This window comes from Sodalis sp. RH15 (assembly GCF_047324255.1).
In the GTDB taxonomy this organism is placed as follows: domain Bacteria; phylum Pseudomonadota; class Gammaproteobacteria; order Enterobacterales; family Enterobacteriaceae; genus Acerihabitans; species Acerihabitans ligni.
On record NZ_CP178738.1, the window covers coordinates 3,382,398 to 3,394,623 of the forward strand.

A 12,226-nucleotide genomic window follows, 5' to 3' on the forward strand; every position below is an offset into this window, starting at 1 on the left:
TCGCTCCGGGCGTTGTCACAGATTCGGTTGCAGATAATGTGCCGCGACAATACGCAGCAGGCACAGCAAGACCAGCGTTATGGCGGAAGCCAGGTACATCAGGCGAATGGCGGCGGTGATATCTTCCAGATCGATTTCACGGGTTTCCTCGCCGATCCAGGGTTTTTCCACCCACTCATTGAAATAGCGGTTGGGGCCGCCCAAACGCACCCCCAGCGCCCCCGCCACCGTGGCTTCCGACCAGGCGCAGTTGGGGCTTTTATGCTGATAGCGGTCGCGCCAGCCGATGCGCCAGGCCCGGCGCCCGTCCAGGCGCAGCGCCCCCGCCGACAGCGCCAGCACTATCCAGCCCAGCCGCGCCGGCAGCCAGTTGGCCAGGTCGTCCAGTTTTGCCGAGACATAACCGATGGCCCGGTATTTCGGCGTGCGGTAACCCACCATGGAATCCAGGGTATTTACCGCCTTATAGGCCATGGCCAGCGGCACGCCGCCGATAAACAGCCAAAACAGCGGCGCGATAACGCCGTCGACGCTGTTTTCCGCCACGGTTTCCACCACCGCCCGCATGATTTGCGGCCGGGATAAATGCTGCGTATCGCGCCCGACGATATAGGAGAGCTGCCGGCGGCTCTCTTCCAGGGTATCCGCCCGCAGGGCGTGATACACCGCCATGGCGGCATCGCGCAGACAGCGGGTGGCCAGCAGGGTATAGGTTAACCAGGCCTCCGCCAGCCACTGCAGCCAGGGATTGAACGACAGTAACCGCAACACCAGGTCCGCTATCAGCCAGGTTCCCCCCACCACCGTCAGCCACAGTATGCCGCCGCCCGCATAGAGCGTGGATTCGCCGGGGCAACAGCGGCGGATCAGCCGCTGCATTCCGCTGATGGCGTTGCCCATCCAGCGTACCGGATGGGGCCAATGGGGAGGGTCCCCCAGCCACAGATCGAGAAAATAACCGACAATATAGGCGCTGAGCGTCAACATGCCGCGTCTCCCCGCACCAAAAGCATACCGGCATCGCTCATGGATATGACCGCCTGTTGAACAGGCAATATCGCAGCAGTCGTCATAATTGCGCGCATCCCAGATCAAGCCAGCGTTTCACCATGGCGGGCCGCTGGTAGAAGTGCACGTGGAGATAGCTGGCGAAAATGTTGCCGCCGCCGTACCCGCCCGCCCACTGGTGGACGTCCCCGTTGGCGGCGGTTTTGCTCATGCGAAACAGCGGCGTTTCATCGGTGATGTATTCGGAGTGGTGGAACTCGTGCCCGCGCAGGGTTTCACCCCGGCCCGCCAGCAGATTGTCGCTTAACGACCGGCCTTCACAATAACCGAAGCGTTTAAGCCCCTGGGTCATGCGGCTAAAGCCCTGCAGCAGTCCCACCATGGGATAGCTGGTGCCGTCCTGTACTATCAGCGCCGCCCCCAGATACATCAGGCCGCCGCATTCGGCATAGATGGCGGCGCCGTTCTGTCCGGCGCGCAGCAGCGCCTGGCGCATGGGCCGATTATCCGCCAGCTGGGTCGGGAACATTTCCGGGAAACCGCCGCCGAGGTAGATCATTTGGCAGGGAGGTAAAACCCGATCGTGCAGCGGACTGAAACGGATAATTCGTACGCCGATATCCTGCAGCATCCGCAGGTTGTCGGGATAATAAAAATTAAACGCCTCGTCGTCCGCCAGGGCCAGGGTCAGCCCGGAATAACGCTCATGGCCCGGCAGCGCGGGCAGCCGGCCTACATCGGGGCGGCACTCGGCCAATGCCAGCAATCTATCCAGATCGATATGTTGCTCAACGCCGTCAGCCAACTGCTCCCATTGGGTTTGCCCGCGTTCGGACTCCCGCGCCGGAATCAGCCCCAGATGGCGGGAGGGTAAATTCCAGTCAGGCAATGGCGGCAGGTAACCCAATACCGGCACATTGCAGTAGCGCAGGATGGCGGTTTTGATGAGGTTGAAATGATTTTCCGAGGAAACGCGATTGATAATGACGCCGGCGATATTTACCGCCGGGTCAAACTGCTTGAACCCCAAGACGACTGCCGCCGCCGAGGTGGAAACCGCTTTGCCGTCGATAACCAGTATCACCGGCACCCTCAGCTGCTTGGCCAGGGATGCGCTGCTGCACCGATCCCCATCGCTGCCCAGCCCGTCGTAAAGACCCATGACGCCTTCAATGATACCGATATCGGCATCGGACATATGACGGTTGAACAGACCGTTCAGCGTTGACGATTCAAGCATATAGGCATCGAGATTGTGCGAGGGAATACCGCTTACCGCCTGATGCCAGCCGGTATCGATATAATCCGGCCCGCATTTGAAGGGCTGCACCCGCAAACCTCGCCGCGCCAGGGCGCGCAGCAGTCCCAGGGTGAGCAAGGTCTTGCCTGTCCCGCTTTGCGCGCCGCCGATGAGTATCGCTTTCATCTTCATCCCGTTACTCCCCAGAGGCGCCGCTGGGGATTGTCGCAAACAAAGGCTGCGGGAGACTCACTGTCCCGACGGCATTGTTGGGACAACCCGCTTCCCGCCGAAGGAGTTGTTACCGAGCCTATAAAGGCTATAGGCAATCAGGCAGGTTTTCTGGCTTGGCGTCATCCTTCTCCGAACCTTCCCAATCGGCTGAGATCAGTGGTTATCACGGAGTCGTCGGCATCACAGCAGCGGGGGCTGCGGAGGATTTTCACCTCCTTCCCTAACGGCCTTGCGGCACGTTTCACCTGAATGCAAAATGTACTTTTCCACAGCGGCCGGCGGCCCTGGTGAAGCCGGGCAATCGGCCGTTGATGACTAATGTAAAGTATTCAAAGGTGAATATACCCCCTTTCGGATCAAAAAAAATGTTCGCGGCGGCGGATTTATTTGGAATTTATCGGATGGCGATAACATTTTTTTGTTACGTCAATTTAAAGGGATAAAATTAATTAAATAAAGCAACGATATCTTTATTTTCCGGCGGCGAAAAGCGCTGTTCACGATAGGCCTGAGGAGTAATACGGTAGGTTTGGCGAAATAACTTGCAAAAGTAGCTTGCCTGAGAAAATCCGAGATTGCGGGCAATAGTGGCGATGGGCCAATCGCTTTGTTCAAGCATCTGCCGGGCGCTTTGCATACGCAATTGATTAACATAAGCGTTGAAGCCGACCCCCTGGTATTTCTTGAACAGTTTGCTGAAATAATAGGGACTGAGGTAGACCATCGCCGCCACGTCTTCCAGCCGCAGATCCTCGAAGTAATGATTGTCGATGCAGCGCAACGCTTTTTTCATCTTGCTCTCGTGCTGGCTGGGAACCGCCGTCCGGCGTTCTAGCGGCCCGTCGCCGTGCTCCTTGAATACCACCACTTCCAACTGCTGTTTCAGGTAGTTATCCACAATCATTTTCAGCAAATCGGCGGATGAGATGAGGCGATCGAAATCCACCACCGGAATTTTTTCATAGCTTTCAGTTAATTGATAATCTTTTTGCCAAGCCCTGCTGGTACAGTCCTGCACCGAAGGCAGGGTTACGGTGTCATGCACCCGGACCTGTCCGCATAAGACAAACCCAACCAAATGTCCGCTGATAAGCAGCGGAATGGAGAAGTCGGTCAGGCCGGCGTGGCAGCGGTAAATGCAGGGCTGATTGGATTTTGACGCTTCCAGTCCGCCGCACCTGTCGCTCATACGGCAGCGCCGGCTCATCTCCGGATCCTGGCGCATTAATTGACAAAAAGGGGTGAAGTGATATAAATCCGAGACTTCCTCGCCGTGAATATTCACCACCACAACCGCCAGATTGGTGGCATTAGCGAAATCCTGCGCGATTTTATTTATCAAATCTGAATCCATGAAACTGCCGGAATTCATATTCCCCCCTTTCTTCTTCAAAGCTACCTTAGATTCAATCATTTTTTACCCATTTGATAATGTGCTCCGGTACACAATTATCAAAACGGGGGTTCGATAGCACATAAGGCAAAACGCCGTTTCCCGCCGCGCCGGGAGAACGCCGCAGGTAATAAATAGTAAAACCATAATCAATTTTAAGCGCCCATCGGACTACAGATACCGTCAATGCTGGGTTTGTCGTTTTAAATCAGATAACACTTTTTCGTTATTATTCATTTTCTGTGGAATGAACATTATCAGCTCAGATCATAACTTTTCTTACTTTTCAAGTCGGTTAATTGAATACTGAAACTTCAATTACGGATATTTGCTATGGCTGTTCATTTCCCCCTGACCGATCACAGCTCGCTTTATTAAATAATCAAACCTAATTTTTGCTATAGCCGCGCCAATCATTTTCGCTATTTACAATGCAGGACGGCCATTAATTTTCACGGCGTTTGGGTATATTTCCAGCCGGACACCCAACGCATATCAACGATTGGTCGAGGTAACAAAATGCAACAAGAAGCCCTGGGTATGGTTGAAACCAAAGGTCTCACCGCCGCCATCGAAGCGGCCGATACGATGGTGAAGTCGGCCAATGTCGTGTTGGTCGGTTATGAAAAAATCGGCTCCGGTCTGGTTACGGTGATTGTACGCGGCGACGTAGGGGCGGTGAAAGCCGCCACCGACGCCGGCGCCATGGCCGCGGCCAACGTCGGCGAAGTGGTGGCGACCCATGTTATTCCGCGCCCCCACGGGGATGTGGAGAAGTTTTTGCCGAAAGGAATACGTGAATGAACACCGATAAAGCCATTGAGGAGATTTTGGCTAAGGTGATGGAAAAAATCGGTGAAGGCGCCACGGCGTCTCCTTCCCACACACCCTTGGATAAAGGTCCGGATATGTCGGAGAAAACCTGTAACCTGACTGAATTTGTGGGTACGGCCATCGGCGATACCATTGGCCTGGTGATTGCCAATGTCGACAGCGAGGTGCTGTCGGCGATGAAGCAGGAAAAACATTACCGCTCCATCGGCATTCTTGGCGCGCGTACCGGCGCCGGTCCGCAGATCATGGCGGCGGATGAGGCAGTGAAAGCCACCAACACCGAAGTGGTCAGCATTGAGCTGGCGCGCGATACCAAAGGCGGCGCCGGCCACGGCTCTTTGATTATCTTTGGCGGTGAAGATGTCTCCGATGTCAAGCGGGCGGTGGAAGTGGCGCTTAAGGAGCTGGATCGGACGTTTGGCGACGTTTACGCCAATGACGCCGGCCATATCGAACTGCAATACAGCGCCCGCGCCAGCTATGCGCTGGAAAAGGCCTTCGGCGCGCCCCTGGGCAAAGCCTGCGGCGTGATTGTCGGCGCGCCCGCCGCCATCGGCGTGGTGATGGCCGATACGGCGGTGAAATCCGCCAATGTGGATGTGGTGGCCTACAGTTCCCCCGCCAAGGGCACCAGTTTTAGCAACGAAGTCATTCTGGTGGTATCCGGCGATTCCGGCGCGGTCCGTCAGGCGGTGATCTCCGCCCGTGAAATCGGCAAAACGCTGCTCGGTACGCTGGGCGCCGCGCCGCAAAACGATCGCCCGTCTTATATCTGATTCCTTAGGGGGGATGGCATGAAATCCAAGCGATTTGAAGCATTGGCGAAACGGCCGATTAACCAGGACGGATTCGTCAAAGAGTGGGTGGAAGAAGGCTTTATAGCCATGGAAAGCCCCAACGATCCCAAGCCGTCCATCAAGATAGTCAACGGCAAAATCACCGAACTGGACGGTAAGCCTCGCGAGCAGTTTGATCTGATTGATCATTTTATCGCCAACTACGGCATCAACCTGCCCCGCGCCGAAGAAGTCATGGCGATGGACTCGGTGAAACTGGCCAAGATGCTGTGCGACCCGAATATATCCCGTGGGGATATCATTCCGCTCACCACCGCCATGACGCCGGCAAAAATCGTCGAAGTGATGTCGCAGATGAACGTGGTGGAAATGATGATGTCGATGCAGAAAATGCGTGCTCGCCGTACTCCGTCGCAACAAGCCCACGTGACCAATATTCAGGATAACCCGGTGCAAATCGCCGCTGACGCCGCTGAAGGCGCGTTCCGCGGTTTCGATGAACAGGAAACCACCGTGGCGGTGGCGCGCTACGCGCCGTTTAACGCCATCGCGCTGCTGGTAGGCTCGCAAGTGGGCCGTCCCGGCGTATTGACGCAATGCTCGCTGGAAGAAGCCACCGAACTGAAGCTGGGCATGCTGGGCCATACCTGTTATGCGGAAACCATTTCCGTCTACGGTACCGAACCGGTATTCACCGACGGCGACGACACGCCGTGGTCAAAAGGCTTCCTGGCCTCTTCTTATGCCTCCCGCGGTTTGAAAATGCGCTTTACCTCCGGCTCCGGCTCGGAAGTGCAAATGGGCTACGCCGAGGGCAAATCCATGCTGTATCTGGAGGCGCGCTGTATTTTCATCACCCGCGCCGCCGGCGTGCAGGGGCTGCAAAACGGTTCGGTCAGCTGTATCGGTATTCCGTCCGCGGTGCCCTCCGGCATAAGGGCGGTGTTGGCGGAGAACCTGATTTGTTCTTCTCTTGATTTGGAATGCGCGTCCAGCAACGACCAGACCTTTACCCATTCCGACATGCGCCGTACCGCCCGTCTGCTGATGCAGTTCCTGCCGGGAACCGACTTTATCTCCTCCGGTTATTCCGCCGTGCCGAACTACGACAATATGTTCGCCGGTTCCAATGAAGACGCGGAGGATTTCGATGACTACAACATCCTCCAGCGGGACTTGAAGGTGGACGGCGGCCTGCGGCCGGTGCGGGAAGACGAGACGGTGGCCATCCGCAATAAAGCGGCGCGGGCGCTGCAGGCGGTATTTACCGGCATGGGCCTGCCGCCCATTACCGATGAGGAAGTCACCGCCGCCACCTATGCCCACGGCTCAAAAGATATGCCGCCGCGCAATAAGGTGGAAGACATCAAGTTCGCCCAGGAAATCATCGAAAAGAACCGCACCAGCCTGGAAGTGGTGAAAGCCCTGGCGGAGAACGGTTTCCCCGATGTGGCGCAAAGCGTGCTGGATATGCAAAAGGCCAAGATCGCCGGCGACTATTTACACACCTCGGCCATCATCATCGGCAAGGGCCAGGTGCGGTCGGCGGTGAACGATATCAACGATTATGCGGGTCCGGCCACCGGATACCGTTTGGAAGGCGCGCGGTGGGAAGAGATCAAAAACATTCCCAATGCGCTCGATCCCAACGAATTGGGCTAAAAGGCGGCCATAATGGAAATTAACGAAACGCTGTTGCGGCAGATCATCGGCGACGTATTAAACCAGATGCAGACCGGGGACAACCCTATCTCCTTTGCGCCCTCGCCCGCCGCCGGAAACGGCCCTGCTGCCGGCGCCTCCAGAGGCGCCGCAGGCAACGGTATCTCCGCTAACGGCATTCCCGGCGACAACATTCCCGGCGATAAACAGCCCAGCGGCTTTTTAACCGTCATCGGCGACGCCAAACCCGGCGCCCGCAAGGATGAAGTGGTCATCGCCGTCGGACCGGCGTTCGGCCTGTCGCAAACCACCAATATCACCGGCGTGCCGCACCAGCGGATTCTGCGGGAGCTGATTGCCGGCATCGAGGAAGAAGGGATCCGCGCCCGGATCATCCGCTGCTTTAAATCCTCCGACGTAGCCTTTGTGGCGGTGGAAGGCAATCGGCTCAGCGGCTCCGGTATCTCGGTGGGCATTCAGTCCAAAGGCACCACGGTTATCCATCAGCGCGGCCTGCCGCCGCTGTCGAATCTGGAGCTGTTTCCCCAGGCGCCGCTGCTGACGCTGGAAACCTATCGCCTGATCGGTAAAAACGCCGCCCGCTATGCCAAAGGCGAATCGCCTGATCCGGTGCCGACCCTCAACGATCAGATGGCCCGGCCCAAATACCAGGCCAAGTCGGCGGTGCTGCATATCAAAGAAACCAAATATGTAGTGACGGGTAAACAGCCGCAGGAACTGCGCGTCGCGCTCTGAACGCCGCCATGTCACCTGTCTCAACGTGGACCGCTCCCGGCGGGAGCGAATAAAGGTAACGACGATGAATGCACAAGCAATTGAAACCCTGGTGCGCGACGTGCTGGCGCGCATGAACAGCCAGGATACGGCGCCCGAGGCGGCGGTCCCCACCACGGCGGGCCGCATTCGCGCCGGCGTGGCGGACTATCCGCTGGCGAATAAACATCCGGAGTGGGTAAAAACCGCCAGCGGCAAAACCCTGGACGATTTGACCCTTGAAGGCGTGCTGAGCGGGAAGGTCACGGCCCAGGACGTGCGCATTACGCCGGAAATACTCCGCATCCAGGCGGATATCGCCCGCGCCGCCGGCCGTGGTTTGCTGGCAATGAACTTTGAACGCGCCGCCGAGCTTACCGCGGTGCCGGATGAACTGGTGCTGGAAATCTACAATGCTTTGCGCCCTTTCCGTTCCAGTAAAGAAGAACTGCTGGCTATCGCCGATGAGCTGGAGAGCCGCTATAACGCCGCCATCTGCGCCGGTTTCGTGCGTGAAGCCGCCGAACTTTATGTCCAGCGCAAAAAGCTGAAAGGCGACGATTAACCACAGATCTCCCACTACAGATCTCCAACTACAGATTTTTAACGACAGGATGACCGGCGGGCGGAGCGACTCATGGTTTATATCGTAGGTGTGGATATCGGCAACTCGTCCACCGAGGCGGCGCTGGCTGAAGTCTCCCCCGGCGGGGAGCCGCGCTTTATCGCCAGTTCATTGACCCAGACCACCGGGATCAAAGGCACCAAACGCAACCTGTCGGGCATTTTGCAAGCGCTGAACAGCGTGGCGGCGCAGGCCGGCATAGCTCTGGGGGATGTGAGCGCCATAAGGCTGAACGAAGCGACGCCGGTAATCGGCGATGTGGCGATGGAAACCATCACCGAAACCGTGATAACCGAATCCACCATGATAGGCCATAACCCGAAAACCCCCGGCGGGCTGGGCCTCGGCGCCGGCATTACCATTGGCTTCGGCGAACTGCTGTCCCGTACCCCGGACCAGCCCTATATCGTTGTCGCACCGGCCGAGCTGGATTTCGCCGATATCGCCGCCATGATCAACGCGGCGGTAAAGGCCGGTTTCCGGATTACCGCGGCGATACTGCAACGGGATGACGGCGTACTGGTGAGCAACCGGCTGGATAAACCCCTGCCCATCGTGGACGAAGTGCTGCATATCGACAGGGTCCCGCTGGGCATGCCGGCGGCGGTGGAAGTGGCGGCCCAGGGCAAGGTGATTACCCAGCTTTCCAATCCTTATGGCATCGCTACCGTCTTTAATCTCACCGCCGACGAAACCCGCGCCATCGTACCGGTGGCCCGCTCGTTAATCGGTACCCGCTCGGCGGTGGTGGTGAAAACCCCCAAGGGCGATGTCAAGGCGCGCACCATTCCGGCCGGGCACCTGGAGCTGTATGCCGGTAACCGCATAATCCGCATCGACGTTCACCAGGGGGCGGAAAAAATCATGAGCGCGGTGTCCGCCCTCGGCAGGCTCGACAATGCCGGCGGCGAATCCGGCACCCATATCGGCGGCATGCTGGAGCAGGTGCGCCAGACCATGGCGGAACTGACCAATAAAGAGCCGGCGGCGATAGCTATCCAGGACCTGCTGGCGGTGGATACCTTTGTGCCGGTGAACGTCAAGGGCGGTCTGGCGGGGGAGTTTTTTATGGAACAGGCGGTGGGCATCGCCGCGATGGTGAAATCGGATCGCCTGCAAATGGAGGATATCGCCCGTGCGCTGCAAAGCCAAACCGGAGTACGCGTCGCTCTCGGCGGCGCGGAGGCGGAAGCGGCCATCCTCGGCGCGCTGACCACCCCGGGCACCCGGCCGCCCCTGGCTATTCTTGATTTAGGCGCCGGCTCTACCGATGCCTCGATTATCAATGGCGACCGCCGCATCGTCGCTACCCATCTGGCGGGGGCCGGAGACATGGTAACGCTGCTAATCGATTCGGAGCTGGGGCTGGAACAGCGCCAACTGGCGGAGGACATCAAAAAATACCCCCTGGCCAAAGTGGAGAGCCTGTTTCATATCCGCCATGAGGACGGCAGCGTGCAGTTCTTCGATACCGCCCTGCCCCCGGCGGTGTTCGCCCGGGTGGTGGTGGTCAAGGAGGACGGGTTGGTGCCCCTGCCCGGCGATATGGCGCTGGAAAAGGTCCGGCTGGTGCGCCGCGCCGCCAAGGAGCGGGTGTTTGTCACCAATGCCCTGCGGGCGCTGGCCCAGGTCAGCCCCACCGGTAATATCCGCGATATTCCCTTTGTGGTGCTGGTGGGCGGGTCGTCGCTGGATTTCGAGATCCCGCAGCTGATAACCGATGCCCTGGCCCGCTACGCCCTGGTGGCGGGTCGCGGCAATGTTCGCGGCACGGAAGGACCGCGCAATGCCGTCGCCACCGGTTTGGTACTGTCCTGGAACCGGGAAGGCGCGTCATGAGCCTGACTGAAATGACCCGGCCGGCCATTTTGCTGCTGGCCGATACGGCGGCAAAACAGCCGGGGTGGCGGCAACTGCTGCTGGGCATGGAGGAAGAAGGTATTCCTTTCGTCATCAACGACATGGACCAGCAGGCTATGCCGCTAGCGGATCGGGCCCATCTGGCCGCATCGGTTTCACCGCTGTCGGTGGGCATCGCAGTGGGCACGGAAGATATCGCGGTGCACGATCCCCATTTGCCCGCCCACCAGCCGCTGTTTGTGCTGACGCGGTATCCAAGCCGCCCGGCGGAGGAAATCCGCCGGCTGGGCTGCAATGCGGCGCGGCTGGTAAAAGGTCTACCGTTCAAATAATACCGGGCAACACGCCTTTTTTGCGTCGCCCTAAACAGGAGAAAAGTGATGAATAACGCGTTGGGACTAATCGAAACCAAAGGTCTGGTGGGCGCCATTGTGGCGGCGGATGCCATGGTCAAATCGGCCAATGTTCAACTGGTGGGCTATGAGAAAATCGGATCGGGCCTGGTCACGGTCATGGTGCGCGGCGATGTCGGCGCGGTCAAGGCGGCGGTGGATGCGGGCGCAGCGGCGGCGGAGGGAGTGGGCAACGTTATTTCCACCCACGTTATTCCCCGGCCCCATTCGGACGTGGAGGGTTTCCTGCCGAAATCCGCTCCGGTATCGGGTGAATAAGCCGGAGGCGGCGGTATGAAAACCTCCCTGGGTTTACTTGAAGTCGCCGGCCTGGCGCTGGCGGTCAAGGCGGCGGACCGCATGGTCAAAGCGGCCGACGTCAAGATAACCGGCATCGAGAGAACCAACGGCTCCGGCTGGATGCTGGTGAGCGTGACCGGCGACGTGGCCTCGGTCAAGGCGGCCATTACGGACGGCGCGGCGCTGGCCCGCCTTGAGCACGGCTGGGTGGCGGACCGGGTGATTGCCCGCCCCGCCGCCGCGCTGGCGAGCTGGATAGCGCCCAAGGGCGCATCCGCGGTTTCGGAACAGGAGACCGGCGATACCGAACCGTCGCCGCCAGGGCCGGCGACGGCCCACAGCGAGTCGGCGGTCATTCCCGCACCGGCGGCCGGCTGTAATCTATGTCATGACCCGGCGTGTACGCGGCGTAAAGGCGAACCCCGCGGGGCATGTCTTCACTATGCGCTTCACCATGCGCAAAGAGGCGACCTGTGATGGAAACCCTGGAACTGCGGTCTCTGGTGGAAAACGTACTGCTCGATATGCAACGGCGGCCCATACCGCTGGGCATCTCGAACCGGCATTTGCATTTATCCCTTGAGGATTACGAGCATTTATTTCCAGGCCGGCCCCTGATTTTCAAAAAGGATTTGTATCAGCCGGGCCAGTTCGCCTCCGAACAGGTGGTTGACCTGGTGGGCCCCAAAGGCCAGCTAAAAAATGTGCGTATTCTCGGCCCGCTGCGCGGCAGGTCGCAGGTGGAAATTTCCCGCACCGATGCCCGTTTGCTGGGCCTTGATGCTCCGCTGCGGTTGTCCGGCGACTTACAGGATACCCCCGGCATACGGCTGGTGAGCGCCAACGGCGAAATGGCATTGCCCCATGGCGTCATCGTGGCGCAACGGCATATCCATATGTCGCCCCTGGATGCGCTGCTTTTCGGCGTCAAACAAGGTGATCAGGTGCGGGTTGCGCTGCGTGGAACCGGCCGCGGGCTGATATTCGACGACGTGGCGATTCGGGTGGGCGAGCATATGCGCTTGGAAATGCATATCGACACCGACGAGGCGAACGCGGCCGATGCCGGTGCCGCCGGCGCATCGGCGGTGCTGGTGGGGCGCTGAG

The 12,226-nt window shown here is 58.9% G+C and carries 13 protein-coding genes and 1 riboswitch; of the genes, 10 read left to right on the top strand and 3 right to left on the bottom strand.

Annotated features, from left to right (window positions below; all coding sequences use genetic code 11):
* Positions 1–15 precede the first annotated feature (15 nt).
* From cbiB to pocR, 3 genes are all read right to left on the bottom strand, one after another.
* Positions 16–984, bottom strand: coding sequence for an adenosylcobinamide-phosphate synthase CbiB (gene cbiB, locus ACL2XO_RS15425; protein ID WP_413743068.1), 969 nt, complete (start codon positions 982–984; stop codon positions 16–18).
* A gap of 85 nt (positions 985–1,069) precedes the next feature.
* Complete coding sequence (locus ACL2XO_RS15430; protein ID WP_413743069.1) at positions 1,070–2,434, bottom strand: cobyrinate a,c-diamide synthase; 1,365 nt, start codon at positions 2,432–2,434, stop codon at positions 1,070–1,072.
* A gap of 128 nt (positions 2,435–2,562) precedes the next feature.
* A riboswitch (cobalamin riboswitch) is annotated at positions 2,563–2,746 on the bottom strand.
* 181 nt (positions 2,747–2,927) lie between these two features.
* The gene (pocR, locus tag ACL2XO_RS15435) at positions 2,928–3,854 is read right to left on the bottom strand and encodes a transcriptional regulator PocR (RefSeq protein ID WP_413724513.1); all 927 of its coding nucleotides are present in this window, start codon (positions 3,852–3,854) and stop codon (positions 2,928–2,930) included.
* A 540-nt stretch (positions 3,855–4,394) separates the two neighbouring features.
* Here pocR and pduA (ACL2XO_RS15440) point away from each other — a divergent pair.
* The 10 genes from pduA (ACL2XO_RS15440) (at position 4,395) to ACL2XO_RS15485 (ending at position 12,225) form a co-directional block, all read left to right on the top strand.
* A complete protein-coding gene (gene pduA, locus ACL2XO_RS15440; RefSeq protein WP_132921504.1) occupies positions 4,395–4,679 on the top strand; it encodes a propanediol utilization microcompartment protein PduA in 285 nt (94 codons plus the stop codon).
* Positions 4,676–5,485: a propanediol utilization microcompartment protein PduB gene (pduB, locus tag ACL2XO_RS15445; RefSeq protein ID WP_132921503.1), complete on the top strand. Its 810-nt coding sequence runs from the start codon at positions 4,676–4,678 to the stop codon at positions 5,483–5,485. The genes pduA (ACL2XO_RS15440) and pduB overlap by 4 nt, the downstream gene beginning before the upstream one ends.
* 18 nt (positions 5,486–5,503) lie before the next feature.
* A complete protein-coding gene (gene pduC / locus ACL2XO_RS15450; protein WP_413740998.1) occupies positions 5,504–7,168 on the top strand; it encodes a propanediol dehydratase large subunit PduC in 1,665 nt (554 codons plus the stop codon).
* A 12-nt stretch (positions 7,169–7,180) separates the two neighbouring features.
* Positions 7,181–7,924, top strand: coding sequence for a propanediol/glycerol family dehydratase medium subunit (locus ACL2XO_RS15455; protein WP_413740999.1), 744 nt, complete (start codon positions 7,181–7,183; stop codon positions 7,922–7,924).
* Between the two features lie 64 nt (positions 7,925–7,988).
* Positions 7,989–8,507: a propanediol dehydratase small subunit PduE gene (gene pduE / locus ACL2XO_RS15460; RefSeq protein ID WP_413741000.1), complete on the top strand. Its 519-nt coding sequence runs from the start codon at positions 7,989–7,991 to the stop codon at positions 8,505–8,507.
* Between the two features lie 72 nt (positions 8,508–8,579).
* A complete protein-coding gene (locus ACL2XO_RS15465) occupies positions 8,580–10,406 on the top strand; it encodes a diol dehydratase reactivase subunit alpha (protein ID WP_413741001.1) in 1,827 nt (608 codons plus the stop codon).
* Complete coding sequence (locus tag ACL2XO_RS15470) at positions 10,403–10,759, top strand: glycerol dehydratase reactivase beta/small subunit family protein (RefSeq protein ID WP_413741002.1); 357 nt, start codon at positions 10,403–10,405, stop codon at positions 10,757–10,759. The genes ACL2XO_RS15465 and ACL2XO_RS15470 overlap by 4 nt, the downstream gene beginning before the upstream one ends.
* A gap of 48 nt (positions 10,760–10,807) precedes the next feature.
* Entirely contained in the window at positions 10,808–11,098 is a 291-nt protein-coding gene (gene pduA, locus ACL2XO_RS15475) for a propanediol utilization microcompartment protein PduA (RefSeq protein WP_132921497.1), read from the top strand.
* Between the two features lie 15 nt (positions 11,099–11,113).
* A complete protein-coding gene (locus tag ACL2XO_RS15480) occupies positions 11,114–11,596 on the top strand; it encodes a BMC domain-containing protein (protein WP_413741003.1) in 483 nt (160 codons plus the stop codon).
* Positions 11,596–12,225: a phosphate propanoyltransferase gene (locus ACL2XO_RS15485; protein WP_132921495.1), complete on the top strand. Its 630-nt coding sequence runs from the start codon at positions 11,596–11,598 to the stop codon at positions 12,223–12,225. The genes ACL2XO_RS15480 and ACL2XO_RS15485 overlap by 1 nt, the downstream gene beginning before the upstream one ends.
* Position 12,226 lies beyond the last annotated feature (1 nt).